The organism is Microbacterium sp. Leaf436, from assembly GCF_001424715.1.
Lineage (GTDB): Bacteria > Actinomycetota > Actinomycetes > Actinomycetales > Microbacteriaceae > Microbacterium.
In genome coordinates this window covers 357,604-381,739 of the sequence record NZ_LMRB01000001.1, presented here as the reverse complement: position 1 = coordinate 381,739, position 24,136 = coordinate 357,604, and the positions used below count along the sequence as shown (strand labels likewise).

The window sequence follows — 24,136 nt, the reverse complement described above, 5'->3', positions numbered from 1 at the left end:
CCCTCCGTCTCGGCGTTCCCCCGCGCGCGCGTGCGGCTGCGGGGACGGGACGTCGCGGCGACCTCGGAAGCATCAGATCACGGACGTCCGACATCGACACGAGCGGGTGGTGAGGGGATGCCCGATGGGCTGCCCCCACGTTAAGAGCACCTCTTGTCCCACGCAAATGTGCCTGTGGATAACTCTGTGGAGAAGATGCGGGAAACGCCGTCCCGTCTGTGCACAACTGCTGTGGATAACCCGGTGGATGGATCGGATTTTAGGCATCGAAACACAATCTGATCAGGTTTTTACTTCTCCACAGGTTTCCTGAAGAAATTCGATGTGAAGTTTGCGTTGAAGGTTGTCCGCTAGGGACGCACATGTGTACAACTCGGGGGATAACTTCGTCGAGTCGTACTGACGGGCGGGGTCCATGTCAAGTTTTTGCCGACCCTCGGCGTGTCGTTCGGACACCCCGAGGTCAACCGGTGTTAACCCGCGCCTCAACCGTCACAGGAGCCCCGCTGCGGGCACGCCGACCGCCCCGACGACCACGAGCACGGGGTCGAGCTAATCGTCGTCAGAGCGCCCCGCCGCGACGTTCGCGCTCGAGGAACGCGATCGTGTCGGGGTGCTGTGGAGTGTCGAGGATCTGAGCCGGAGTGCCCTGCTCGACGATCCGTCCGCCCTTCATGAACACGATGCGGTCGGCCACCTCGCGGGCGAACGACATCTCGTGCGTCGCCATGAGCATGGTCGACCCGCGATCGCGCAGCACGCGCACCAGGTCGAGCACCTCACCGACGAGCTGCGGGTCGAGCGCCGAGGTGATCTCGTCGAGCAGCAGCAGCTCGGGGTCGGTCATGACCGCGCGCACGATGGCCACGCGCTGCTGCTGACCGCCCGAGAGGCGGTCGGGGAACTCCCGGGCCTTCGCCCCCAACCCCAACTGCTCGAGCAGCTCGGTCCCGCGTGCGTACGCCTCGCTCTTGCTCGCGCGGTGCACCTTGCGCGCCGCGAGGGTGACGTTGTCGATGACCCGCAGGTGCGGGAAGAGGTTGAAGTGCTGGAAGACCACGCCGATGCGGGCCCGAGCGGCATCTTGATCGACGGTCGGATCGGTCAGATCGTCGCCGTTCAGCAGGATCTGGCCGTCGTCGACGCGCTCGATGAGGTTGATGGTGCGCAGCAGGGTCGACTTGCCCGACCCCGAGGCGCCGATGAGCACGACGACCTCGTGCTGGTCGATCGACAGGTCGATGCCGTCGAGCACGACGTGGTCACCGAAGGCCTTGCGCACGTTCTTGACGTCGAGGACGCTCATACGACGCCACCCATCTGCTCGCGGCGGGCCAGTCGCGCCGAGACGTAGTCGGTGAGCCGGATCATCGGTAGGGCCATGGCCACGAACAGCAGCGCCGCCACGATGTAGGGCGTGAAGTTGTACGACTGTGCCGCGGCGATCTGCGCCGCGCGCACGGCATCCACCGCCCCCAGCACCGAGATGAGACCCACGTCTTTCTGCATCGACACGAAGTCGTTCATGAGGGCGGGGACGACCTTGCGCACGCCCTGGGGAATGACGACGATGCGCAGCGTCTGGCCGTGGGTCAGGCCCAGCGAGCGGGCGGCGACGCGCTGCGAGGGGTGCACGGCCTCCATACCCGCGCGGAGCACCTCGGCGATGTAGGCCGAGTACGTCAGCACGATGGCCACCGTGCCCCACAGCACCACCGGCACTCGGCCGAAGACGCCGAGGGCGGGCAGACCGAAGCCGACCAGGTACAGCACGATCAGCAGCGGAATGCCGCGGAACAGATCGGTGTACACCGTGGCGAGGGCGCGGAGCGGGAAGAACACCGGGCCCCGCAGCGAGCGCAGCACGGCCAGGGTGGTGCCGAGGATCGCGACCGAGATGGCCGCGACGATCAGCACCTGGATGTTGACCCACAGCCCCGCGAGCACCGACGGGAAGCTCGCCAGCGCGACGTCGACGTTGAAGAAGCTCCGCCGCACGTCTTCCCAGCCGGGACTCGACAGGATCGCCCAGCCGACGACGACGACGAACACGACCGAGCTGATCAGCGCGATCAGCACCGACCTGGTCGACTGCTGACGCCGTGTGGAGCGCCGGGCGAGTTCGAGCTCGCTCGGGCTCCACACGCCGCCGGGTGCGGGGGTGGCCACCGTGGTTACTTGAGCACGGGCGCGGCGGCCGTGCCACCGAGCCACTTCTGCTGCAGCTCGTCGAGCGTGCCGTCGGCGCGCAGGGCGTCGACCGCCTCGGTGACCGGGGTGGTGAGGGCCGAGTCCTTGGGCAGCACGTAGGCGAGCTCGTCTCCGCCGGCCGACGAGTCGGGCAGCTGGCCGACGACCTTACCGTCGTCGAGCACGGCACCGGCGAGGTAGAACGCGGTCGGCAAGTCGACGACGATCGCGTCGACCTGGCCCGACTGCAGGGCGGCGACGGCGTCGTCGTTCGAGTTGAAGACGCTGAGGTTCGTGGTACCGAGCTGGTCGGCGGCCACCTGGTAGCTCGTGGTGGCGCTCATGACGCCCACGGGAACGTTCGTGAGCTCGGCGACGCTCGTCGCGCCGGCCACGGGCGAAGCACCGGTCGTCACGACGGCCTGCGTGGTCGTGTAGTACGGCGACGAGAAGTCGACGGCCTCTTTGCGCTCGTCGGTGATCGAGAACTGCTGCACGTTCATGTCCCAGTCCTTCGGGCCGGGAGCGATGGCGCTGTCGAAGTTGGAGCGCACCCACACCACGTCGCTTGTCGCGAAGCCGAGCTTCTCGGCGACGGCGCACGAGACGGCGGCCTCGAAGCCCTCGCACGACGCGGGGTCGTCGTTCTCGACCCACGGCGAGAACGCCGGCTCGCCCGTGGCGATGGTGAGCTTGCCGGCGGTGACGGTCTGCAGCGCCCCCTCGGAAGCGGGGGCGGCGCCGGCGTCGGAGCCCGTGGGGGCGAAGGCGCAGGCGGTGAGCGAGACGACCGTGGCGGTGGCCACGGCGGTCAGGGCGGCGGCGCGGCGCAGGCGTGCGAAAGTGGTCACGATGTCTCCTCGTGGACGTATCGGGGTCATCCCCGGAGTGCTGTGATGTGCACAGCCTAAATCACGGGGCGAGGCGCCAATCCTCGAAGCTGAAACCTGGCGACACGAGGCAGCTGACGACGACCTCGGACTCCCCCGCCGGCCGAGCGGACTGCCATACCCCGGCGGGCACGGTGTGCTGCAGCACGTGGCCCGCGGCGAGGTCGGGACCGAGCGTCACGGTGCGCGCCTCCCCCGGCTCGGCGCCGTCACCGCCCAGCGACAGCTCGAGCGTTCCGGGGCCGTGCCAGAGCCACACCTCGTCGCTCGTGACGACGTGCCACGCGCTCTCTTCGCCCGGGGTGAGCAGGTAGTGGATGCAGGTCGCCGCGGGCCGCACGCCCGCCGGCGTCTCGACCGCGTAGCCGCCGGTCCACATGCGGCGGAACCAGCCGCCCTCGGCGTGGGGCTCGAGATCGAGCAGGACGGCGGTGGCGGGGCGATCGGTCATGCGAGGACTCCGGTCTCTCGGGTGAAGCCGGCCGAGACCCACCGGGCCTCGCCGTCGATGAAGGTGGCGGCCGCGGAACCCGCGCCGTCCACCGCGAGATGCTCGATGGTGTCATCGACGTCCGACACCGCGACGTTGAAGAACGCCAGGTCGGCGACGGCGCCCACGGCGAGGTACCCCGTGCGGGCGGGTCCGGTGTCGAGGCCCATCGCGTGCGCCCCACCCAGCGTGGCCGCGCGCAGCAGCAACTCCGACAGATCGCGGTTGACGTACCCCTGGGTCCGCGCCAGGCGATGCAGGGCCGAGACGTCGGCGAGCAGGTCGAGTGAGGGACTGGATGCCAGGGAGTCGGTGCCCACGGCCAGCGCATTGCCCTCGACGAGGTAGGCGGCCACGGGCGGCTCGTCGAGCCCGATGACGGCGTTGGAGCGCGGGCAGAGCGCCACCGTCGTGCCGCGGGCGCGCAGGATCGCCCGGTCGCGCGCGGTCATGTAGACCCCGTGCGCGATGTGGCAGTCCGGCCCCAGAACGCCCAGCTCGTCGACGAACTCCGTCGCCCCGGTGCCGAAGCCCTCGTCGCGCAGCGCCCGGAAGCTCGAGGGCCGATGCACCTGCCACGGCACGGCCTCGCCGTGCTCACGTTCGAACGCCGCCTCGCCCAGGTGCAGGTGCAGCCGACTCCCCCGCTCGCGCACGATGTCGGGGATCTCGAGCAGCGGCTCCACGTCGAGCGAGTACGGCGCGTGCGGCGACAGCCCCGTACCGGGAGGACCGGGCAGCGCGTCGAGCCGTGCCTCCACCTCCGCGCGGCCGCGTTGGGCCCACGCCGCGTTGGTCCAGCTCATCACCTCCCAGTAGGTGATGCCGTGCAGCCGCGCGTCGTGCAGCGCCGAGGCCGCCTCGACGTCGGTGACGATGTCGGCCACCGCCGTGGTCCCCGCGGCGATCATGGCGAGCGCGCCGGTTCTGGCATCCGCCGCCCAGTCGTGACCCTCGCGGTAGACGGGCGTGAACGCCTCGTCCCAGTCGTCGAAGCCCGCGTAGGAGCCGCGTCCGACCTCGGCCATGCCCGTGTACTGCAGGTGCGAGTGGGCGTTCACCAGGCCGGGGGTGAGCACGCCCGGCCAGTGCACCTCGTCGAACGCCACCCCTCGCGCGCGCAGCTCGTGCCGCACCCATTCCCGGTCGCCGACGTGACGGATGCGCCCGCCCGCCACGGCGATCGCCCCGCCCGGAATCGGCGGAGCCGTGATGGGCAGAACGAGGGATGCCGAATACAGCACGACGTTCATGCGGCACCGCCCCGGTAGCGCGGGGAACGCCAGTCGTCGAGGCCGTCGGCATCGAGGGCGCGAGGGGCGTCGAGGTCGGCCCCGCGCACGGCCAGCGCCGCACGGGCCACGAGGTCGTCGACGCCGACGTCGAGCGCGTGCACCCCGGGGGCAGGGCGACGCGACAGCAGTTCGCCGAGGGCGGCGAGCTGCACGGCGAAGGACAGGTCCATGATCTCGATGGGGTTGCCCTCGGCTGCGGTGATGTTCACCGCTCCCCCACCGCCGAGCAGCAGGGCGGCTCCCGCGTCGGACACCTCGCCCGGCACTCCCCCGGCGACGGCGACGATCCGCGCGCCCGTGGCGATCTCGGGGGTCACGGTCGCCGGAACACCGGTCGCCGACACCACCAGGGCTCCGGATGCCAGCTCGCGCGCCGCCCCCGTGGCGAAGCCGTCGTGCCGCGCCTCGAGGGCCCGGACGGGATCGGTCTCGGCGATCCGCACCTCTGCACCGAGGGCACGCAGGTGCGCCGCCACACCCCGACCCACCGGACCGTAGCCGAGCACCAGCGCGGGCTGGTCGGTCAGCGCGATCCCCCGCTCCTCCAGAAGATCGGCGATCGCGAATACGCACGATTGCCCGGTTCCGTAGCGGTTGTCGAACATCGTCTTGGTGCGGGCGTCGTTGACGGCCATCACGGCGCAGCGCAGCATTCCGGCGTCGTGCATCCGGCGCAGCGGCGTCAGCCCGCTCGTCGTCTCTTCGCACGCACCGATCCAGCCGTCGACGAGCGCGGGATCGTCCTCGTGGGCCAGGCGCACCAGGTGCGCACCGTCGTCGAGCAGCACGTCGAGGCCCGCCCGCAGAAAGCCGAGGGCGGCGGCCCGTTCCTCGGCTCCGGCCAGGGCGGGATCGGCGGTCACGGCGAAGCCCTGTGCGCGCAGCTCGTCGGCGACCGCGACATCGGTCTCGTCGGGGTGCGCGTAGACCGACACCTCGGCGCCCCGCTCGCGCAGTAGTAGCGACAGCACAGCGGTCTTGGGCTCGAGCACCATCGCCACGCCCACCCGCAGGCCGGTCAGGTCGAGGCGCTCCGCGAGAGCGGCGGCGACGGGCATGTGGGTTCGCGCGAAGGCGATGCGGCCGGCGGCGTCGCCGCGCTCGGGAAGGGGCACTCCGTCGAGCGTCGTGGTGTCGGCATCCAGATCGAACTCGACGCGACCGGGCGCCGGCGACGGGCTCGGGATGCCACCCAGCCGGGCGAGCAGAGCGTGCAGGTCGGCGGAGCCCTCGCCGCGCACCGCGAAGGGGCGGCCGGCGATCATGAGGTTCGAGGCGCGCGCGAAGCGGCGGACGATGCGCTCGGGTGCGCGGGGGTCGGTCACGGCTCTCAGCCTAGGCTCGGCGGCACCGGTCCCCTCGACGGTCACGGGTCCTCCCCTGGCGCGGACCGGGAGCCGTCCCGGTAGAGGAGCCGTTCGAGCCCGCCGTCGCGTATGACGGGCCCGCGGCAGGACGCGAGAAGGCCCCGCCCTACCGAAGCAGGAGCGGGGCCTATTCGTGCGTCGCGAATTACTTCGCGGCAACCACCTGGAGGGTGATCACGGCGGTGACGTCGTCACGCAGGCGAACGGTCGCCTCGTGCTCGCCGACCGACTTGATCGCCGAGGTGATCTGGATCTTGCGCTTGTCGAGCTCGCCGAGACCGGCGGCCTTGACGGCGTCGGCGACGTCGCCCGTCTTGACCGAACCGAAGAGGCGACCCTCGTTACCGGCCTTGACGGCCAGCTTGACGGTGTTCGACTCGAGCGTGTTCTTCAGGGCCACAGCATCTTCGTGATCGTGGATCGCGCGGCTCTCGCGAGCGGCACGGATCGACGAGACCTGCTTCTCGCCACCGCGCGACCACGCGACGGCGAAACCCTGGGGGATGAGGTAGTTACGGGCGTACCCGTTCTTGACCTCGACAACGTCACCGGCGCTACCGAGCCCGGTGACCTCATTCGTGAGAATCAGCTTTGCCATCGGGTGCTCCTTAGCGGCCAGCGCCGGCGTAGGGCAGAAGAGCCATCTCGCGCGCGTTCTTGATGGCGCGGGCGATCAGGCGCTGCTCCTGCACGGAGACACCGGTGATACGACGGGCACGGATCTTCCCGCGCTCCGAGATGAACTTGCGGAGGGTGGGGACGTCCTTGTAATCGATGACGCCGACGCGAATCGCCTTCGCGGGGGCTGCGTTCTTCGCGCCCTTCCGCGGCTTGCGGCGGTCGCCAGTGGCCTTTCCAGCCATGCTTCCTTCTTTCGTGTGGTTCGGATGCCTGCTCGGTCACGCGGACCGGCGGACGGCATCCGGAATTTCAGGGATCGTCACGCTCGAGAGCGCGGCGAAGATCAGAACGGTGTGTCGTCTCCGTAGGAACCGGGAGTGCTCCACGCGTCGGCGCCGCCGCCGCTGTTGCCGCCGTTGTTCGACCCGGGGGTCGACCACGGCTCATCAGCCGACTGCTGCACCTGCGGGCGCTGTCCGCCACCGCCACCGCCGCCACCACCGCTGGACGCGGCACGGGTGACCTGAGCGGTCGCGTAGCGGAGCGAGGGTCCGATCTCATCGACTTCGAGTTCGATGGAGGTGCGGTTGTTGCCCTCGCGGTCCTGGTACGAACGCTGCTTGAGGCGACCGGTCGCGATGACACGGGAACCCTTCGTCAGCGAACCGGCGACGTGCTCGGCGAATTCGCGCCACACCGAGGCACGCAGGAACAGCGCCTCGCCGTCTTTCCACTCGTTCGCCTGACGGTCGAACGTGCGGGGAGTCGACGCGATGGTGAAGTTCGCGACCGGAAGACCGTTCTGCGTGTAACGCAGTTCGGGGTCGGCCGTGAGGTTGCCCACAACGGTGATGACGGTTTCGCCGGCCATCGTCGTTACTTCGCAGCCTTCTCGGCGGACTCGACCTTGCGGGGAGCGGCGGCCTTGCGAGCAGCCTTCTCCTCGGAGCGCTTGGCTTCGGCGGCAACCTGAGCGATGGCCTCTTCAGCCCGCAGGACCTTGGTGCGCATGATCTGCTCGTTCAGCTTCAGCTGACGGTCGAGCTCGTTCGTGGCAGCGCTGGTCGCGACGAAGTTGACGACGGCGTAGATGCCCTCGTTCTTCTTGCGGATCTCGTAGGCAAGGCGACGGCGGCCCCAGATGTCGATCTTGTCGATGGTTCCCCCATCGGCCGTGATGACCTTGAGGAATCCGTCGAGCTTCGGAGCGACCTGGCGCTCGTCGACCTCGGGATCGAAGATGACCATGAGTTCGTACTGGTGCGTCACTAACCCACCTCCTTCGGACTAGAACGGCTGACGGGCATTTCCCGGCAGCAGGAGGGTGTGGTGCACGTTGTCGCGGGCTTATACGCGCATGGGCGTGACCGGACAACCTTCGTAGTCTAACGGATGCCGGCTCCCCCGGGGAATCGGCGATCGGTAGCGTGGAGCACACCGACGGCGGGGGGCCGCATGACAGGGATACGACCGTTCGACGCGAGGGCACTCCTGATGCCCGAGGATCGCGCGGGCGCGCGCGCCTTCACCGCACGGCTGCGCGCCGAGGGGCGCCTGCCGTCGGGCAACGCTGCCGTCGCGGTGGTCGCGTACACGATCGCGTTCGCGATGATCGCCGGAATGGGCGTGTTCTTCGCGTTCCTGGTCGCGGTCTTCGCCTCGGTGCTGCGCGAGGGCGCGATCGTCGTCGGGTTCCTCTTCGTCGTGCCCGTGCTCTTGGGACTCGGCGCTCTGATCGCCGGCATCCTCGTCGCGCAGCGTGGCGTGCGGGCGCAGGAAGACCGCCGGTGGCGGATCGCCGGGTTCGCCCGCGACGTGGGCATGGAGTACATCCCCGCGGTGCCGGCGCCCCCGCTTCCCGGGGTGATCTTCTCGCTCGGCAGCGCTCGCACGGCGACCGATGTGGTGCGGGGCCTGCAGCCGCGCTTCGTCGAGATGGGCAACCACTCGTACGTCGTGAGCAACGGCAAGAGCAGCACCACCGTGCGGTGGGGCTACATCGCCATCCGCCTCGGCACGCCGCTCCCCCACATCGTCCTCGATGCCACGGCGAACGACGGCGCGTTCGGGTCGAACCTTCCGGCGTCGTGGGTGCGAGGCCAACGGCTCAGCCTCGAGGGAGACTTCGACCGCCACTTCCGCCTGTTCTGCCCCGAGGGCTACGAACGCGATGCGCTGTACCTCTTCACTCCCGACGTCATGGCCCGGTTCATCGACAACGCCGCGGTGCTCGACGTCGAGATCGTCGACGACTGGTTGTTCCTCTACTCCCGCGAGGAGTTGTCGAGCGTCGATCCGGGGCGCTGGGCGTGGGAGTTCTCGGTGATCTCCGCGCTGCTCGACAAGCTCGAGCAGTGGGAGCGGTGGCGTGACGACCGCGTGACCGCCGTGTCCGCGCCGGCCCCGGCCCCCGTCGCCCACGCCGGGGGAGCGGCACCCGGGGGCGCACCCGTCGTGCCTGCCGGCCTGCTCCAGCCGCACCCGCGGGGCGTGGCACCGGCCGGCCGTCGACTGCGCCGCAGCAATCCGTGGCTCGTCGTGCTGGTGATCGTGGGCGGGGCGTTCGCCGTGGGAGCGGTGATGCTGCTCGTGCCGCTGCTGCTCCTGTTGTCGCTGTGAGTACCGTCGAGGAAGGGAGGCGATCACGATGACCCGCACCGCACCGTTCGACCCCGCGCCGCTCACCGAGCCCGTCGACCGCGCCGCGGCACGCGCGTTCAGTGCGCAACTGAGACGCGAGGGCAGACTGAGCGGTCGGCTCGTGTCGATCATCGTGCTGGTGATCGTGGGCGTCGCGTTTTTGCTCGTGGCCGTGCCGGTCTTCGGCCTGATCGTCGCGTCATTCGTCACACGCGACGGCTCCGGCCCGATCCCCCTGCTGATCCTGGCCGTCTTCCTGGCCGTCGCCGTCTTCATCGGCGGGGCGATCATCCGCGGCCTCGGGGGAGCGGCCGTACGCCGATACCGCCTGGACCGCTTCGCGCGCGCCAACGGGATGACCTGGCATCCGGGGTTCGCCAACCCCCCGCTTCCCGGCATGATCTTCGGCCTCGGTCACTCTCGCGAGACCAGCGATCTCGTGCGCGGAGAACGTCCGCGGGCCGTGGAGATCGGCAACTTCTCGTACGAGACCGGGTCGGGCAAGAACAAGCAGACGCACCGGTGGGGGTACGTCGCCCTCCGCCTCGACACCCCTCTTCCGCACATCGTGCTGGATGCCGTGGGCAACAACGGCCTCTTCGGGGGAACCAATCTGCCCGTCTCGTTCGGCCCACGCCAGCGGCTCAGTCTCGAGGGCGATTTCGACAGGCACTTCGCGCTGTACTGCCCGGAGGGGTACGAGCGGGACGCGCTGTACCTCTTCACGCCCGACGTGATGGCGCGCTTCATCGACAGCGCCGCCGCCCTCGACGTCGAGATCGTCGATGACTGGCTGTTCCTCTACTCGCGGCGCGAGCTGTCGACGCTCGACCCCGCCGTCTGGGAGTGGTTGTTCGTGACCGTCGACGCGATCGACGACAAACTCGCGCAGTGGGCGCGCTGGCGCGATGAGCGGTTGTCGGCCGCAGCGTCGTCGGGGGCGCCCACGGTTCCAGTCGACGCCGGAGTCCCGCATCCGGCCGCTCCGCTGCTCACTCCCCCACCCCGGGGCGTCGCCGTCCCCGGGCGACGGCTGAAACGCCGCTTCTCGTGGGTCACCGTCGTCGTTGCGGTCGCCATCGGCGGCTGGTGGGTGTTCACCCTCGTCTCCGACTTCCTTCGTTGACGGGATCGAGGCGATCGCATTCCGACGGAGGAATATATGCCTCTGACGTCATACGTCGATATCGGCCCCGAGATTCCGGAGCTCACGGGCGGCCTCGGCCCCGGTGCGCAAGCCGATGCGGGGGGCCACCTCCGTGGCCAGCAGCTCCAGCGAGCGCAGCGTCACCTCGTGCGCGGGGTCGACGGAGTGCACCTGGAACGCCACGTCTGTCGCCCGGGCCAGGGTGAGGTCGGCGACCAGTGAGGCCACGACCTCGTCGACGGTGCCGAGGTGGGTGTCGGAAGCACGCGCGAGATCTCGCAGATCGCCCGAGTCGTCGCGTCGAAGGAAGGTGCGGGTGAGGCGCCGGATGCCGCGCTCAGCTCCGCGCCACGTCTCGTCGAGGTCGGCAGCGTCGACCACCACCGCCGTGCGCGAAGCGAGGATGCGGGGCTCGACCCCCGACGGCAACGCCGCCAGGTAGGCCTCGATGATCGGCAGCTGGACATCGTGCAGCGCCTGCCCGGGTTCTCGCGGCTGCGTGCGCGAGAGCAGAAGACCGTCGCCCTCTCGCCCGGCGCGACGCCCGCCGTCGACCGAGAAGGTCGCCTGCCAGAGGCGTGAGCCCAGGTGGGGAGCCGGGGGGTTGAGCCGCAGCTCCGTGTCGCGGATCCCGCGCCCCGCGAAGGCGTCGCGGAGTACCGAGACGTGCTCGGCCTGGATCTCACGCCGGTCGTCGGACGAGCGGCGGAACGCGGCGAACGACGAGGGAGTGCCACCGGTACCGATGCCGAGCTGCACGCGCCCTGCGCTCAGGGCGTCGACGAACGCGGCATCCTCGGCCACGCGCACCGGGTCGTCGATGGGCAGCGTCACGATGCCGGTTCCCAGGGCGATGTGGTCGGTCTGCACGGCGGCCGCCGCCAGGAACGGGAAGGGAGACGGCAGTCCCCCCTCGTCACGGTCGAAGTGATGCTGGGCGACCCACAATGACGCGAAGCCGAGCTTTTCGGCCGCACGCACCTGTTCGAGCGCCGCGCGATACCGCTGGCCGTCGGTTCCGGCATCCAGAAGTCGGGTGAAGAACCCCAGCCGCGCGCCGCCCCGCGTGCCCTCGGGCACCCCGCTGATTCTCGCCATTCGTCGAGCCTAAGCGGGGCCTCCGGTCAGCGGGCCGGTACCGCGATCGCGTCCCCGGTGCGCGCGAGATCGGCCTCGAGTTCGCGCACGATCGGGATCACCGTCTCACCGAAGTGCTCGAGCTCCTCCTGGAAATGCAGGAAGCCCAGCAGGAACAGATCGACACCGCGCTTCTTGTATTCGACGATCCGTTCCGCGATCTGCTGCGCGTCGCCGAACAATTTCGTGCGGAAACCGTCGTTGTACTGCACGAGGTCGTCGAGCGACGAGTCGGCCCACATGCCCTTGCCGTCTTTCGTGGCGGCACCGGCTTCTTGCACGCTCCGACGGAATCCCTGCACCGCGCTGTCGTCGGCGTGCTCGATGATGTCGCGCAGCTGCGCCTCGGCCGCGGCACGGCTGTCGCGCTGGATGACGAAGCCGTTCAGGCCGAAGCGCGTGCGGCGCCCGTGCTCGGCGGCGACGCGCGTGACGTCGTCATACTGCTCGGTGAAACCGTCGAAGTCCTTGCCGTTCGAGAAGTACCAGTCCGAGAAGGCGCCGCCATTGAATCGCGCGGCGGTGCTGTTCCCGCCCTGGAAGATCTCGGGGTGGGGGCGCCCCGGCACCTCGTACGGGAACGGACGCAGCGTGAAGTCGGTGATGTCGTAGTACTTGCCGTGGAACGAGAACTTCTCCTGTGTCCAGAGGCCCCGCAGCACCTGGATGAATTCGGCGGCCCGCTCGTACCGCTCATCGTGTTCCAGCCATTCCAGACCCAGGTCGGTGTACTCGTCTTTGAACCATCCGCTGACCACGTTCACCGCGGCCCGCCCGTGCGAGAACTGGTCGGCGGTGTTGATGAACTTCGCGAGAACCGCCGGATGCCAGATCCCCGGGTGGATCGCCGAGATGACCTTGAGTCGCTCGGTGTTCAGCAGCAGCGCAAGGCTGATCGAGGTGGACTCGTGCTGCTGGGCCGCGCCGTAGCTGGAGGCGTACCGCACCTGGCTCAGCGCGTACTCGAAGCCGACGCGCTCGGCCGTCTGCGCCAGCTTCACGTTGTAGTCGTAACTCCAGTCGGTGCGCTGCTCGATCGAGCTGATGACCAGTCCGCCACTGACGTTGGGAACCCAGTAGGCGAACTTCAGGGGCTCGTGGGTGGGGGAGATGTCGGTCATGGAGTCCTCCTCGCGGATCGGAACACGGCCACCGTCGCACCGGGTCGGCTTCGGGTCAACGTCATGTGACGGCCCGTTTCGCCCCGTGACCCCGGGCGTCTGGGAACGGGTGAGGATGGACCAATGACCTCCCCCCAGCGCGTGCGATTCGGCTACTGGACCCCGATCTTCGGCGGGTGGTTGCGCAACGTCGACGACGAGCAGACGCCCGTGTCGTTCGCCCACATCGCCGAGATCGCCCGCGTCGCCGAAGAGGGCGGCTTCGACCTGACGCTCATTCCCGAGCTCAACCTGAACGACATCAAGGGCGTCGAAGCCCCGTCGCTCGACGCGTGGGCGGTGACCGCCGGTCTGGCGGCGGTGACCTCTCACCTCGAGCTCATGACGGCGGTGCGCCCGGGGTTTCACAACCCGTTCCACACCGCGAAGCAGGCGGCGACCATCGACGAGATCAGCGGGGGGCGCTTCACGCTGAACGTCGTGTCGGCCTGGTGGGCCGAAGAGGCCAAGCAGTACGACGGCCTGTTCAGTGCGCACGACGACCGTTACGCCCGCACGATCGAGTGGGTCGAGGTGCTGCGGGGCCTGTGGACGCAGACCCCCTTCGCCTACGAGGGCGAGTACTACCGCACCGAGGGCACGTACACCGAACCGAAGCCGCAGGTGCTTCCGCGCCTGTACGCCGGGGGCGAGAGCGAGGCCGGTCGCACCGCGATCACGCGCTTCGCCGACGCGTACCTGACGCACGGCGGCACGCTCGAGGAGCTGTCGACGAAGGTGGCCGACATGCGCCGTCGGCGCTCCGAGGCCGGCGCCTCGCCGTTCGAGGCGTTCGGCATGGCCGCGTACGCGGTCGTCCGCGACACCGACGACGAGGCCCAGGCCGAGATCGACCGCATCACCGACGTGCGCGGGGGAGCGGCCTACGGCTCGTACCAGGACTTCGTGAGCAAGTCGAAGCTCGACACCCCGGTCGATCTCAAGGAGTACTCGGTGTCGAACCGCGGCCTGCGGCCCAACCTCATCGGCACGCCCGATCAGGTCGCCGAACGCATCGTCGAGTTCGCGAACGTCGGCGTCTCGACCCTGCTGCTGCAGTTCTCGCCGCACCTGCCCGAACTGCAGCGTTTCGCCGCCGACGTCATCCCGCGCGTGCGGCGCCTCGAGGCGCTCCGCGACGCCTGATCGCGCCGCCGCCGCGCTGAGCGCGTCTCCCCTGGCGAGGGTTCCGGGCGCGCCCCACGCTCTACGTGCGCTTCCCCAGCGTTGAGTGTCCAGGACACGCCGCTCAGTCGGGGTGAGCTGCGGCGTGTCTTGGACACTCGACGGGGAGGGAGAATGCGGTCTGCGCGTCTCCACGCCGCGCGCGCTGCGCGGGCGTCCCCAGCGGTGAGCGTCCACAACACGCCGCTCAGGCAGGCGCGGATGGGGCGTGTCTTGGACACTCAACGGGGGGCGGGGGAGTGCGGCCTGCGCGTCTCCACGCCGCGCGCGCTGCGGCGCTTCCCCAGCGTTGAGTGTCCAGAACACGCCGCTCAGACAGGCGCGGATGCGGCGTGTCTTGGACACTCAACGGGGGGCGGGGGAGTGCGGCGTCGGCGGCAGGCCGCTGAGTTCGACGAAGCCGGAGGCCGACGGATCGGCCCGCCAGGCGGCGCAGCCGGCGTCAGACCGCGCGAAGCGCCTGATCCAGGTCGGCGATGAGGTCTTCGGCATCCTCGAGGCCGATCGACAGACGCACGAGACCGTCGCCAATGCCGAGGCGGTCGCGCGTCTCTTGCGTGAAGCCGAGGTGGGTCGTGGTCGCGGGGTGCAGCGCCATCGAGCGGGTGTCGCCGATGTTCGTCATGCGGCTGAACAGGCGCAGCGCGTCGAAGAATCGCTCGGCGCCGTCGCGACCGCCAGCCACGGTGAACGAGAAGACCGACCCCGAGAGGCCACCGTAGTCGCGGACGGCGAGCGCGTGCTGCGGGTGCGACGGGAGTCCGGCGTAGTCGACGCTCTCGACGCCGTCGTGTTGCTCGAGCCACGTCGCGATCGTGTGTGCGCTGGAGAGGTGTTGACGCATGCGCACCGACAACGTCTCCATGCCCTGCTGCAGAAGGAAGCCGTTGAGCGGCGACAGGGCGGGACCGGTGTCGTTGGCGATGCCGAACCGCAGGAAGAACTCGAACGCACGGGGGCCGAACGCGGCGACGAACGAGGCGTGTTCTGCGATCGGCGTCTCGGTGAGTCCGGGATAGGGGCGATCGGATGCCGCCCAGTCGAACGTTCCGCCGTCGACGACGGCGCCCGCGAGATTGGCGCCGTGACCCGAGAGGAACTTCGTCGCGGAGTGCACGACGATGTCGGCTCCGTGCTCGATGGGACGGATCAGGAAGGGGGTCGCGATCGTGTTGTCCACGACGAGGGGGATGCCGTGCCTGCGTGCCACTCGGGCGACGGCGTCGATATCGACGACGTCGTTCTTCGGGTTCGGCAACGTCTCGGTGAAGATGGCCTTGGTCTCGGGCCGAATGAGGGAGTCCCACTCGTGCTCGTCGCTGGGGTCCCAGACGTAGTCGACGCTGACACCCATGCGCGCGAAGGTGCGGTCGAACAGCACTCGGGTTCCGCTGTAGATGCTCGCGGTCGACACGAGGTGCTCGCCGCTGCCGGCGAGACCCAGCAGGGCCATGGTGATGGCTGCCTGGCCGGAGCCGACGACGATCGTGCCGGCCCCGCCTTCGAGCGACGCCAGTCGTGCTTCGGCGACCTGGTTCGTCGGGTTCAGGTTTCGCGAGTACAGGTGTCCCAGGTCGGCGCCGCCGAATCGATCGGTGGCCTCTTGGAACGAGGCGAAACGGTACGCCGCCGACAGGTGCACCGGGGTGATGCGCGAGCCGTGCGTGAGGTCTTCGACCTCGCCGGCGTGCACCTGACGCGTCGCGAACCCGAAGCCCTGCCACTCGGTATGCGGCGGGGCGGCCTCAGCCACGAGCACCCACCGCCTCTTGGGGGAGCAGCGAGCCCAGCCAGCGCGCGATGGCACGCGGTCCGGAGCGCGGCGCGGTCGCCTCGACATCGGGGTTGTAGTTGGTGTTGGTGTTTACGTCGTAGGTGACGGTGCGTCCGTCACGGGTCTCGATGAACTCGATCCCGGCGATGCCGACCCCCTCGGCGGCGAGGAAGGCCAGGTAACGGTCGATGAGTGCCTGATCGACGTCATCGCGGAGGCGGAAGAGGGGCTCGGGCTCGACACCGTCGGCTCCGGGCACCGCGCAGGCCTCGGCCGGGCAGAGCTCGAAGCTGCCCGCGCTCGTGTCGACTCGAACGGCGTAGACGAACTCGCCCGCCACGAACTCGGCGCGGGTGATGAACGGCGCCTTCGCGACCAGGAGTTCTTGCAGCAGCGTGATGCCGTCGGGCGACGGCTCGAACTCGGGGGAGGAGACCCACTCAGAGAACTCGGCCACGGAGTCCCAGCGGCGTACGCCGAGGCCCTTGCCTCCCTGGTTGTGCTTGCTGATGAACGGCGCCCCGAACTGCTCGGCCTTCGCGGCGAGATCGTCGACGCCGAACACCGCGACGGTGCGCGGCACATCGATACCGGCGTGACGCAGAGCCGCATGCTGAGCGACCTTGCTGACCTCGAGCTCCAGCACGTCGGCGCCGTTGATGACGGTGCGCCCCCACGACGCCAGCCAGCGCAGCACGGCACGGCCGAACTCCTTGCTGTGCGCGTGATCACGCGTGTGCGCCGACGCACTGAGACGCGACCAGAAAATGCCCTCGGGCGGCTCGACCGACAGGTCGATCGACCCATCGGTGAGCAACCACTCCTCGAACGGCACACCCTCGGCGGTGAACGCCGCCTCGAACGGCGGGAGCCACTGGGGGTTCTCATGGATGACGTAGACCTTGCCCGACATGTGGTCAGGCTAACCCGAGGCTCGGACATCGCGGGTGCGGAGCGTCACCGGAGGACACCAGTCGATCGGCACGTGGGGTCTGCCGGGCGGTGTGGCGGCGCCTCCGTACGATTCAGGTGCGTCCGGGTTTGATTGGATCGGCACGCTCAACGCCGGCCTACTTCTGGTCGGTGAGTTCGAAAATGTCACCGGGGACGCACGAACTCGTGTAACTGAAGTTTGCGATACCCGCCCCAAGTTCCAAATCGTAGAAACTTCCGTCCTTGTTCACTCCGGTCCGAAAAGGTGGATCAGAAAGGATGTATCGAGCAGGATCGAGGTCATTGTTGACAGCTATCTTGGCGTCGATCCCGAGTTTCTTCCATCCAGCCTGCACCCGCTCAGAAAGCACTGCAGGCTCGTTCGACAGGGGTTGTCGTAAGTAGGCGTCGAAGTGAAGCGTGACACCCTCGGCTCCTCCAAGAGCGTCGCAGGCCGACCAGGACTCGCTAGCAGTCCACCCGTCCTCACCCAAGGTGGCAGTGACGGCCTGATACAGATCCTGCGCGACGACTCGAAGTTCCTGGGGTGACATCGTCAATTCTCCTTTGTCGGTGTCGGTCGAGCATGCCGTCAAGATAATGGCCGTGATCAGCACGCCTAGCGCTGCGATGTATGCCCTCATGAATGATTCACGTCCCACATCCAGCCCCTGACAGCAGCGCGCTCCTGTGCACTGCCGCCTGCAATGATTCGATCGTCGTTCCCGGTTGTGGCGAGTGCGGTGTTGTAGAGCGCCGTAGTGTTCCTGGTGAAATAGCTCGACGCCCCATCGGATCCGGCCTCGAACGGCCCGTGCCTATCGACTTGATCGAAAACCGTCCCGTCGACAACCGTGGCTTCGGAGGAGAACACGCGAGCCCCGAACGTCAAATCTGTGGGGTCGGTTCGACCGGACAGCAGCTGCCCCACCGGCGCCCAACCGTCCCTGAGAGCCTGCGACGCGAAAACTTCCCCATCAGGAACGTCGAGGTCAGACGCACTGTCGATTCGAGTCGATATGCCCGCTGACCCCAGGAGAATGACGTGATCTGCGTGTGCATGCTCAAGGGCAAGCGTCGCCACACCAGTCCCATATGAGTGCGCCACAACGGAAAGGTCCACGTCCGCGTGCCTCGCTTGGTGGACCGCTTCGACCGCTTTCAGATCACGCGCTAAAGATGCCGCCCCCACCGCGGCACGGGTATCAGACGCAACCTCGGCGGCATTGATATCCGGCATTGGTGGGTGGTAACCGATCCAGGCCACCGCGGCCACCTGACCCGGGAGCAGATCGGAAACGCTGACCTGTTCGGTAATGAGCGCCTTTGCTGCCTCCACGTAGTTCTTCATGTCACCCCCGACCGTCGTCCCCATCCCCGGCACGATCACCGAAATGTGACGAGCCCGATCCAGATCGCCCACCGCCACCTGCGCCAACGGGGGCCGGTCGAGCACGAGCGAGGCGAGGGTGTTGCCCGTGGCAGCTCTCTCCAGTGCCTCCAGCGCAGCGGCCTGATCGGACTGATCCCAGGGACTGTTCCTGGCATCCTGGAGCGCTTGCGCGAGCACGATGCGATTCGCGCGGTCACGAGACGCGTACGCGACGCCGCCCAGGTTCCCGATCACCCCGGGTGCTTCGGTGATGAGCACCTCGCGCACGTCGGGGTCGAGATCGCGCCACCACGGCGCGATGGCAGCAGGATCGGCCTGTGCGAGCCTCACCACCAGGTCGGGCCGTGCCCGTAGCAGAGCGGTCAGGGCAGACGGATCGAGCGCGGACATGACCGACAGCACGTGCGCCGACGGCACCGCGGTGCGCCCGAGGCCCTCACCGATCGAGACCCAGACCTCGCCTCGCGCGCGGAGCGGCTCGATCAATGCGCGCACCGCGGCCGCGGCGATATCACCCGCGGTGAGCACGTCGGCGCACGCGTCGGCGAGCATCGCTTCGGCCCGGCGCAGGGCCTCAGCGCGGGAGCTCGGCGCTGCGCCCTGATGGCGTCCGTCCGAGATGACCAGCGGCCATCCGCTCGCGAAGGAACGGAATGCGGGGAGCTCGCCACCGTCGGTCGGCAGCGATGAGGCGTAGGCCCATGCCTCGATGGCATCCTGAGCCAGCCCCTGGGCGCGCGACAGTGCGCGGCCATAGGTCTGCATCGGTTCGACCAGGGCCTCCAGCGCCTCACCGATCAGCTCCCATCGCCGCGCGATGAGGTCGATCCGCGCGCCGTACGCGTCGGAGGCGCTCCCCGTCCATCCGTCGATCTCGTGCTGTCGCCGAAGGGAGTGAGAGATGTCATCGGCGACCGAAGATCGCTGCCCGCCGAGACGCGCGAGTTCGTAGGCCGCCTCGACGGAGCCGGGAACCAGCTCAGAGGCCAGCGTCGTCGCGCCCAGGGCACTCATCGCTGCGCGCCGATGGCGCGGGCGTCTCGTTCGCCGTCGGCATCCGCTCGCTCGTAGATCTGCGCGGTGGCGCGCAGACTCGCGGCCACGGCGTCGATCTGCGCCGTGGCCTCCGTCCAACCGCCCGTCAAGGACTGCAGCAACTCCTCGGCCGCCGCGCTCAGCCGCGCGTGCCCCAGGTTGCGTGTCGGAGTCAACGACGTCGACGCCCCGGCGTGATCCGCCGCGGCGTCGACCACGTACGCCGCACGGCGCAGTGCCTCCGGCTCGACCGTGAATTTCTGCATCCCCGCACGGTACTGAGGTCTGAGCAGTCGCCTCGGGAGTTATCCACAGATCCACCCCTCACGGGGAAAGGTTCGCCCGCGCTCGTCGCGGGAGCGCCGAACTTCACCCATCCACCCCGACCCATGACGAACGTCACCCCCACGACGTGACCCACGCCCCCCGTGCCGGCCGTCGTGCGCGGCCAGCATGAACACATGACCTCCTCCACCCCCACCCCCGTCGCGATCGACGCGCGGGGCGTCGTCAAGAGCTTCGGCTCCGTCCACGCCGTTCGCGGCGTGGACCTCACCGTCCGTCCGGGCGAGATCGTGGCCTTCCTCGGCCCGAACGGCGCGGGTAAGACCACGACGATCGACATGATCCTCGGCCTCACGAACCCCGACGCCGGCTCCATCCAGGTGTTCGGACACACCCCCCGCGGCGCCGTCGCCCGCGGCCTCGTCTCGGCCGTGCTGCAGACCGGTGGCCTCCTCAAAGACATCACTGTCCGCGAGACGGTGGCCCTCACGGCCAGCCTGTTCGCCGAGAAGCGTCCCGTCGACGAAGCCCTCGAGCGGGCCGGCATCCAGGGTCTGGCGAACCGTCGCGTGGGCCTGTGCTCCGGGGGCGAGCAGCAGCGACTCCGTTTCGCGATGGCCCTCGTGAGCGACCCAGCGCTGTTGATCCTCGACGAACCGACCACCGGCATGGACGTCGAGGCGCGCCGCTCGTTCTGGAGTGCGATCCGGGCGGATGCCGCCCGCGGACGCACCGTCATGTTCGCCACGCACTACCTCGACGAGGCCGACGAATACGCCGATCGCATCGTTCTGATGAGCCGCGGCCGGATCGTCGCCGACGGGAGCACCGCCGAGATCAAGAACCTCGTCTCGGGTCGGGTCGTCCAGGTGACGCTCCCGGATGCCGACCTCACGGCGCTCGCGTCGATTCCGGGCGTCGATTCGGTCGAGGCCGCCGGCGGGCGCGTCACGATCCACACGCGTGATTCCGACGAGCTCGCTCGACACCTGCTGACCGCCACCCCCGCGCGGGATCTCGAGATCACCGCGCAGAACCTCGAGAGCGTCTTCCTCGCCCTCACCGCCGACGCCGCGGCACCCGCCCTGAACGGAGCAGTCCGATGACCGCCATCACCCTCGACCGACCGGTGCCCACCCTCGGCGGGTTCACGCTCACCTATCTGCGCCTCGAGCTGATGCGCAAGATCCGCAACCCGCGCGGGTTGTTCTTCACCGTGGCGTTCCCGGTGCTGATGTTCTTCATCGTCGGGTATCAGCTGCTCGACGAACCGCTGACGGCGACGCCCGTGGCATCCGGGGGAGTGTCGGTGGCCGCGTACATCATGGTGTCGATGGCGATGTACGGAGCGATGATGTCGGCGACCCAGACCGGGGCGTCGGTCGCCGCCGAACGCGCGCAGGGGTGGACGCGGCAGCTGCGCCTCACGCCGCTGAACCCTGTCGTCAATGTCGCCGTGAAGACGATCGCGGGCATGATGTTCGGTCTCGTCGCCATCGTCGCGACCTACATCGTGGCCATGTTCTCGGGCGTCGAGTTGTCGGCATCCCAGTGGATCGTGTCGGGCCTGGCCGCGTGGCTGCTCGCCGGTGCGGTCTTCACGACGCTCGGGCTCATGGTCGGCTACATGGTGCCCGGTGAGAACGTCGCGCAGATCACGAGCCTGGTCGTCGTTCTGCTGTCGTTCCTGGGCGGCCTGTTCTTCCCGCTGTCGAACATGCCGGACTTCCTGCAGGTCATCGGCAAGCTGACGCCCGTGTACGGCATCGGTGAGCTGGCGCGGTCACCGCTGACGGGGGATGCCTTCGACCTTGGTGCCCTGATCAATGCGGTCGTCTGGCTCGCGGTGTTCGTCACGGGCACGGTCGCCTTCTTCCGTCGCGATACGCGGCGAGGATGAGCGACGGGGGCGTCCTATGGTGAACGTGATGAACGAGCAGGCCGCCCCCGCCGCCGGGTCGGCACCCTCCGCGGGTGCCGGCTTCGCCATGTCGAACCGCGGGTGGTTCGTCGGCGCGGGCATGTCTCTCGCCTGGATCGTGCCGACGATGTACACGCTGTGGGCGCAGCCTTCGGCCGTCACCATCGTGCCGACGCTTCTCGTGGCGGTCTTCGGCGGTGCCTTCCTGTGCACGGTTCCGGTGATGCGGCGGCTGCAGCCCGGTGCGGTGCGCCTCGTTCCGGCCGCGGTGCTCTTCCTGCTGAGCCTGTCGCTCATTCCGTGGCTCGGCGCCGACGTGCGCTGGTTGTGGACGTTCGTCGGCGTGGCCCTCGCCGTCTCGCGCATGCGGCGCAGCATGCTCTGGATCGCCCTCCTGGTGCTGGCCGGCCTCACCTTCGCCGTGGGGGTGTGGGACGACGCCGACGTCGGCAACAGCGCCCTGAACGCCGCCGTCATCCTCTCGGTGTCGGTGATGATGGCGACTCTCACCGGCAACATCACCACCCTGGCGCGTCTTCGGGCCGCGCAGCACCAGGTCGCCGAGCTCGCCGCCGAGCGCGAGCGGGGCCGCGTCGCTCGCGACGTGCACGACATCCTCGGCCACTCCCTCACGGTCATCACGGTCAAAGCCGAGCTGGCGGGGCGACTGATGGATGCCGGATCCCCGGCCGCGCGCGACGAGATCGCCCAGATCGAGCAGCTGGCGCGTGGCGCGTTGGCCGACGTGCGCGCGACGGTGCACGGTTTCCGCGGCGTGAGCATCAGCGGGGAGCTCGCCGCGGCGCGGGCCGCCCTCGAGAGCGCCGGGGTGACGCCCGACCTGCCCGGGTCGACCGAGCAGGTCCCCGCCGATCGTCGGGAGCTCGCCGGATGGGTGGTGCGCGAGTCGGTGACCAACGTCGTACGGCACGCCGGTGCTCACGCGTGCCGCGTGCGTCTGAGCGCCCGCGGTGTCGAGGTCGACGACGACGGATGCGGACCGTCCACCACGGCATCCTCGGGGTCAGGGCTCACGGGCCTCCGCGAACGCGTCGAGACCGCTGGCGCCCGCCTCACCGTGGGTCGCAGTGATCTCGGCGGGTTCAGAGTGAAAGTGACGTGGTGACGCGATGGTGATCCGGCTTCTCATCGCCGACGACCAGGCCCTGGTGCGCGGTGCCCTCGCCGCCCTGCTCGGGCTCGAGAACGATATCGAGGTCGTCGCCCAGGTCGGGCGCGGCGACGAGGTCGTCGAAGCGGCTCGCGCGTCTCAGGCGACGGTGGCGCTGCTCGACATCGAGATGCCCGGTATCGACGGCATCGCCGCGGCATCACTCCTGCGTTCCGAGGTTCCCGGATGCCGTGCCCTCATCGTCACGACCTTCGGCCGGCCGGGCTACCTGGCACGGGCCCTTCAGGCCGGGGCATCGGGCTTCGTCGTGAAGGACACTCCCGCGGCCGAGCTGGCCGATGCCGTGCGGCGCGTGTCGATGGGACTGCGAGTCGTGGACCCGGCGCTGGCTGTCGAGTCGTTGGCTCAGGGCGACTCGCCCCTCACGGAGCGTGAGACCGATGTGCTCGCCGCAGCGCGGTCGGGCGGGTCGATCGCCGACATCGCGCGGATGGTGCACCTGTCGGAGGGCACGGTGAAGAACCATCTCTCGAGTGCGATCGGCAAGACCGGCGGGCGCAATCGGGCGGACGCCGTGCGAGTGGCTGTCGACCGGGGCTGGCTCTAGCCGCGACGCGGTCGTGCGGGTCCGTCGGGCAGGAAGAGTGCCAGCGCGACCAGGGGAGACGCCACGATGCCGGTCACCGCTGTCGCGACGGACCAGGAGCCGTCGATGTACAGCGTCCGCCCACCGCCGCCCGGGTCCTTCGTTCCCGTGTAGGTGACGAGGTAGGGGACGACGATGGTCGTCGCCGCCTCGGTCGCGACGATGGCCAGCAGCATCAGCCCGGTCGCTACCAGGGCCGCGGCGATGAGCGGGGCCAGGACGAGGACGAACACGCGACCGGCGCTGAACTTCATGGGGCACCCTCCGCGCGAGCCGCTCGCGCGGCTGCCGGGTCTCGTGCCCGGACCGACGACACGCTAACGGCGCCCGCTTCCACCGCCGAGGGGGGTGGGCGCCGTTTTCGCCCGACGCCGTGGCGTTTTCGCCCGTTAGCCGTCGTACGGTGTCGCGACCTTCGTTCGCGACCGCCGGTGGCGCCGCAGCCTCATTCCGAGAGAGTCGTCACCCCGAACGCCACCGCCTCCTGCTCCGTCAGCATCCGCGAGCGAATGAGGAATCGCATGCCCGTCGGACCCTCCACCGAGAAGCCCGCCCCGCGCCCGGGCACGACGTCGATCGTCAGGTGAGTGAACTTCCAGTACTCGAACTGCGATTCCGACATGTAGACCTCGATGGGGTCGTCGAGGCCCACTTCGACGGTGCCCAGCAGTACGTCGCTCGGCCCCGTGAGGAACATTCCCACCGGGTAACACATCGGAGAACTGCCGTCGCAGCAGCCGCCGGACTGGTGGAACATCAGCGGGCCGTGCTTCACCGTCAGATCGCGCAGGAGCGCGGCCGCGGCATCCGTCACGTCGACGCGGGAGAGTTCTGGCATCCGTTCCGTCCTTCCTTCACCGCCGTGTCCCACTTGGTGCAGAAGATCGGTGTCCGA

General features: G+C 69.1%; 26 protein-coding genes. 7 read left to right on the top strand and 19 right to left on the bottom strand.

Annotation, left to right across the window (positions count from 1 at the left end; genetic code table 11):
• Positions 1-562 precede the first annotated feature (562 nt).
• The 10 genes from ASG45_RS01725 to rpsF form a co-directional block, all read right to left on the bottom strand.
• Positions 563-1,306, bottom strand: coding sequence for an amino acid ABC transporter ATP-binding protein (locus ASG45_RS01725; RefSeq protein ID WP_055832399.1), 744 nt, complete (start codon positions 1,304-1,306; stop codon positions 563-565).
• The gene (locus ASG45_RS01720; RefSeq protein WP_055832397.1) at positions 1,303-2,169 is read right to left on the bottom strand and encodes an amino acid ABC transporter permease; all 867 of its coding nucleotides are present in this window, start codon (positions 2,167-2,169) and stop codon (positions 1,303-1,305) included. The genes ASG45_RS01725 and ASG45_RS01720 overlap by 4 nt, the downstream gene beginning before the upstream one ends.
• Before the next feature lie 5 nt (positions 2,170-2,174).
• On the bottom strand, positions 2,175-3,041 hold the full coding sequence (locus ASG45_RS01715) for an ABC transporter substrate-binding protein (protein WP_235561541.1): 867 nt from the start codon (positions 3,039-3,041) through the stop codon (positions 2,175-2,177).
• 61 nt (positions 3,042-3,102) lie between these two features.
• The gene (locus ASG45_RS01710; protein WP_055832394.1) at positions 3,103-3,531 is read right to left on the bottom strand and encodes a cupin domain-containing protein; all 429 of its coding nucleotides are present in this window, start codon (positions 3,529-3,531) and stop codon (positions 3,103-3,105) included.
• Positions 3,528-4,823: an amidohydrolase family protein gene (locus ASG45_RS01705; RefSeq protein ID WP_055832392.1), complete on the bottom strand. Its 1,296-nt coding sequence runs from the start codon at positions 4,821-4,823 to the stop codon at positions 3,528-3,530. Before ASG45_RS01705 ends, ASG45_RS01710 begins: the two co-directional genes overlap by 4 nt.
• Complete coding sequence (locus ASG45_RS01700) at positions 4,820-6,190, bottom strand: adenosylhomocysteinase (protein WP_055832390.1); 1,371 nt, start codon at positions 6,188-6,190, stop codon at positions 4,820-4,822. Before ASG45_RS01700 ends, ASG45_RS01705 begins: the two co-directional genes overlap by 4 nt.
• A 187-nt stretch (positions 6,191-6,377) precedes the next feature.
• Positions 6,378-6,830 (bottom strand): 50S ribosomal protein L9, encoded by a 453-nt coding sequence (rplI, locus tag ASG45_RS01695; RefSeq protein ID WP_055832388.1) that lies wholly within the window; start codon positions 6,828-6,830, stop codon positions 6,378-6,380.
• A gap of 10 nt (positions 6,831-6,840) precedes the next feature.
• Positions 6,841-7,095, bottom strand: coding sequence for a 30S ribosomal protein S18 (gene rpsR / locus ASG45_RS01690; protein WP_055832386.1), 255 nt, complete (start codon positions 7,093-7,095; stop codon positions 6,841-6,843).
• A 101-nt stretch (positions 7,096-7,196) separates the two neighbouring features.
• Positions 7,197-7,724: a single-stranded DNA-binding protein gene (locus ASG45_RS01685; RefSeq protein WP_055832383.1), complete on the bottom strand. Its 528-nt coding sequence runs from the start codon at positions 7,722-7,724 to the stop codon at positions 7,197-7,199.
• A gap of 5 nt (positions 7,725-7,729) precedes the next feature.
• Positions 7,730-8,122, bottom strand: coding sequence for a 30S ribosomal protein S6 (rpsF, locus tag ASG45_RS01680; protein ID WP_055832381.1), 393 nt, complete (start codon positions 8,120-8,122; stop codon positions 7,730-7,732).
• Between the two features lie 225 nt (positions 8,123-8,347).
• Between rpsF and ASG45_RS01675 the strand changes: the two genes are divergently transcribed.
• Together ASG45_RS01675 and ASG45_RS01670 are read left to right on the top strand one after the other, a co-directional pair.
• The gene (locus ASG45_RS01675; RefSeq protein ID WP_235561540.1) at positions 8,348-9,472 is read left to right on the top strand and encodes a hypothetical protein; all 1,125 of its coding nucleotides are present in this window, start codon (positions 8,348-8,350) and stop codon (positions 9,470-9,472) included.
• Positions 9,473-9,500: 28 nt separating this feature from the next.
• Positions 9,501-10,619: a hypothetical protein gene (locus tag ASG45_RS01670; RefSeq protein WP_055832377.1), complete on the top strand. Its 1,119-nt coding sequence runs from the start codon at positions 9,501-9,503 to the stop codon at positions 10,617-10,619.
• A 48-nt stretch (positions 10,620-10,667) separates the two neighbouring features.
• On the opposite strand, the gene ASG45_RS01665 is transcribed toward ASG45_RS01670, so the two are convergent.
• Positions 10,668-11,738 carry a putative FMN-dependent luciferase-like monooxygenase gene (locus ASG45_RS01665; protein ID WP_055832376.1) on the bottom strand — a complete coding sequence of 357 codons (1,071 nt, stop codon included), beginning with the start codon at positions 11,736-11,738 and terminating at the stop codon, positions 10,668-10,670.
• 26 nt (positions 11,739-11,764) lie between these two features.
• Positions 11,765-12,898, bottom strand: a complete 1,134-nt coding sequence (gene sfnG, locus ASG45_RS01660) for a dimethylsulfone monooxygenase SfnG (protein WP_055832374.1) — start codon at positions 12,896-12,898, stop codon at positions 11,765-11,767.
• 123 nt (positions 12,899-13,021) lie between these two features.
• Between sfnG and ASG45_RS01655 the strand changes: the two genes are divergently transcribed.
• Positions 13,022-14,083 (top strand): LLM class flavin-dependent oxidoreductase, encoded by a 1,062-nt coding sequence (locus ASG45_RS01655; RefSeq protein WP_200943380.1) that lies wholly within the window; start codon positions 13,022-13,024, stop codon positions 14,081-14,083.
• A 481-nt stretch (positions 14,084-14,564) separates the two neighbouring features.
• Here the strand turns inward: ASG45_RS01655 and ASG45_RS01650 are convergent, their stop codons facing one another.
• The 5 genes from ASG45_RS01650 to ASG45_RS01635 form a co-directional block, all read right to left on the bottom strand.
• Positions 14,565-15,881: an O-acetylhomoserine aminocarboxypropyltransferase/cysteine synthase family protein gene (locus ASG45_RS01650; protein WP_442922813.1), complete on the bottom strand. Its 1,317-nt coding sequence runs from the start codon at positions 15,879-15,881 to the stop codon at positions 14,565-14,567.
• A complete protein-coding gene (locus ASG45_RS01645) occupies positions 15,868-16,809 on the bottom strand; it encodes an ATP-grasp domain-containing protein (RefSeq protein WP_055832372.1) in 942 nt (313 codons plus the stop codon). Before ASG45_RS01645 ends, ASG45_RS01650 begins: the two co-directional genes overlap by 14 nt.
• A 157-nt stretch (positions 16,810-16,966) precedes the next feature.
• Positions 16,967-17,473 carry a hypothetical protein gene (locus ASG45_RS16050; RefSeq protein ID WP_156459326.1) on the bottom strand — a complete coding sequence of 169 codons (507 nt, stop codon included), beginning with the start codon at positions 17,471-17,473 and terminating at the stop codon, positions 16,967-16,969.
• Entirely contained in the window at positions 17,470-19,236 is a 1,767-nt protein-coding gene (locus tag ASG45_RS01640; protein ID WP_055832370.1) for an alpha/beta hydrolase, read from the bottom strand. The genes ASG45_RS16050 and ASG45_RS01640 overlap by 4 nt, the downstream gene beginning before the upstream one ends.
• Complete coding sequence (locus ASG45_RS01635; RefSeq protein WP_055832368.1) at positions 19,233-19,523, bottom strand: type VII secretion target; 291 nt, start codon at positions 19,521-19,523, stop codon at positions 19,233-19,235. Before ASG45_RS01635 ends, ASG45_RS01640 begins: the two co-directional genes overlap by 4 nt.
• A 195-nt stretch (positions 19,524-19,718) precedes the next feature.
• On the opposite strand from ASG45_RS01635, the gene ASG45_RS01630 reads away from it, so the two are divergent.
• Genes ASG45_RS01630 through ASG45_RS01615 form a run of 4 tightly spaced genes read left to right on the top strand, consistent with a single transcriptional unit; the run spans position 19,719 to position 23,202 of the window.
• Positions 19,719-20,648 (top strand): ABC transporter ATP-binding protein, encoded by a 930-nt coding sequence (locus tag ASG45_RS01630; protein WP_055833146.1) that lies wholly within the window; start codon positions 19,719-19,721, stop codon positions 20,646-20,648.
• Positions 20,645-21,442, top strand: coding sequence for an ABC transporter permease (locus ASG45_RS01625; RefSeq protein ID WP_055832366.1), 798 nt, complete (start codon positions 20,645-20,647; stop codon positions 21,440-21,442). The genes ASG45_RS01630 and ASG45_RS01625 overlap by 4 nt, the downstream gene beginning before the upstream one ends.
• A gap of 28 nt (positions 21,443-21,470) precedes the next feature.
• Complete coding sequence (locus ASG45_RS01620; protein ID WP_235561539.1) at positions 21,471-22,589, top strand: sensor histidine kinase; 1,119 nt, start codon at positions 21,471-21,473, stop codon at positions 22,587-22,589.
• 7 nt (positions 22,590-22,596) lie between these two features.
• Positions 22,597-23,202 (top strand): response regulator transcription factor, encoded by a 606-nt coding sequence (locus ASG45_RS01615; protein WP_082509391.1) that lies wholly within the window; start codon positions 22,597-22,599, stop codon positions 23,200-23,202.
• Here the strand turns inward: ASG45_RS01615 and ASG45_RS01610 are convergent.
• Both ASG45_RS01610 and ASG45_RS01605 read right to left on the bottom strand, forming a co-directional pair.
• Positions 23,199-23,495, bottom strand: coding sequence for a hypothetical protein (locus ASG45_RS01610; protein WP_055832363.1), 297 nt, complete (start codon positions 23,493-23,495; stop codon positions 23,199-23,201). The genes ASG45_RS01615 and ASG45_RS01610 overlap by 4 nt on opposite strands.
• 191 nt (positions 23,496-23,686) lie before the next feature.
• Positions 23,687-24,079: a DUF779 domain-containing protein gene (locus tag ASG45_RS01605; protein WP_055832361.1), complete on the bottom strand. Its 393-nt coding sequence runs from the start codon at positions 24,077-24,079 to the stop codon at positions 23,687-23,689.
• Positions 24,080-24,136: the final 57 nt, after the last annotated feature.

Coding starts and splice junctions, on each gene's coding strand:
- ASG45_RS01655 (WP_200943380.1), top strand. CDS start 13,022: ATGACCTCCCCCCAGCGCGTGCGATTCGGCTACTGGACCCCGATCTTC.
- sfnG (WP_055832374.1), bottom strand. CDS start 12,898: ATGACCGACATCTCCCCCACCCACGAGCCCCTGAAGTTCGCCTACTGG.
- ASG45_RS01640 (WP_055832370.1), bottom strand. CDS start 19,236: ATGAGTGCCCTGGGCGCGACGACGCTGGCCTCTGAGCTGGTTCCCGGC.
- ASG45_RS01710 (WP_055832394.1), bottom strand. CDS start 3,531: ATGACCGATCGCCCCGCCACCGCCGTCCTGCTCGATCTCGAGCCCCAC.
- ASG45_RS01705 (WP_055832392.1), bottom strand. CDS start 4,823: ATGAACGTCGTGCTGTATTCGGCATCCCTCGTTCTGCCCATCACGGCT.
- ASG45_RS01625 (WP_055832366.1), top strand. CDS start 20,645: ATGACCGCCATCACCCTCGACCGACCGGTGCCCACCCTCGGCGGGTTC.
- ASG45_RS01635 (WP_055832368.1), bottom strand. CDS start 19,523: ATGCAGAAATTCACGGTCGAGCCGGAGGCACTGCGCCGTGCGGCGTAC.
- ASG45_RS01645 (WP_055832372.1), bottom strand. CDS start 16,809: ATGTCGGGCAAGGTCTACGTCATCCATGAGAACCCCCAGTGGCTCCCG.
- ASG45_RS01685 (WP_055832383.1), bottom strand. CDS start 7,724: ATGGCCGGCGAAACCGTCATCACCGTTGTGGGCAACCTCACGGCCGAC.
- ASG45_RS01610 (WP_055832363.1), bottom strand. CDS start 23,495: ATGAAGTTCAGCGCCGGTCGCGTGTTCGTCCTCGTCCTGGCCCCGCTC.
- ASG45_RS16050 (WP_156459326.1), bottom strand. CDS start 17,473: ATGAGGGCATACATCGCAGCGCTAGGCGTGCTGATCACGGCCATTATC.
- ASG45_RS01605 (WP_055832361.1), bottom strand. CDS start 24,079: ATGCCAGAACTCTCCCGCGTCGACGTGACGGATGCCGCGGCCGCGCTC.
- rpsR (WP_055832386.1), bottom strand. CDS start 7,095: ATGGCTGGAAAGGCCACTGGCGACCGCCGCAAGCCGCGGAAGGGCGCG.
- rplI (WP_055832388.1), bottom strand. CDS start 6,830: ATGGCAAAGCTGATTCTCACGAATGAGGTCACCGGGCTCGGTAGCGCC.
- ASG45_RS01675 (WP_235561540.1), top strand. CDS start 8,348: ATGCCCGAGGATCGCGCGGGCGCGCGCGCCTTCACCGCACGGCTGCGC.
- ASG45_RS01665 (WP_055832376.1), bottom strand. CDS start 11,738: ATGGCGAGAATCAGCGGGGTGCCCGAGGGCACGCGGGGCGGCGCGCGG.
- ASG45_RS01620 (WP_235561539.1), top strand. CDS start 21,471: ATGAACGAGCAGGCCGCCCCCGCCGCCGGGTCGGCACCCTCCGCGGGT.
- ASG45_RS01670 (WP_055832377.1), top strand. CDS start 9,501: ATGACCCGCACCGCACCGTTCGACCCCGCGCCGCTCACCGAGCCCGTC.
- ASG45_RS01725 (WP_055832399.1), bottom strand. CDS start 1,306: ATGAGCGTCCTCGACGTCAAGAACGTGCGCAAGGCCTTCGGTGACCAC.
- ASG45_RS01630 (WP_055833146.1), top strand. CDS start 19,719: ATGACCTCCTCCACCCCCACCCCCGTCGCGATCGACGCGCGGGGCGTC.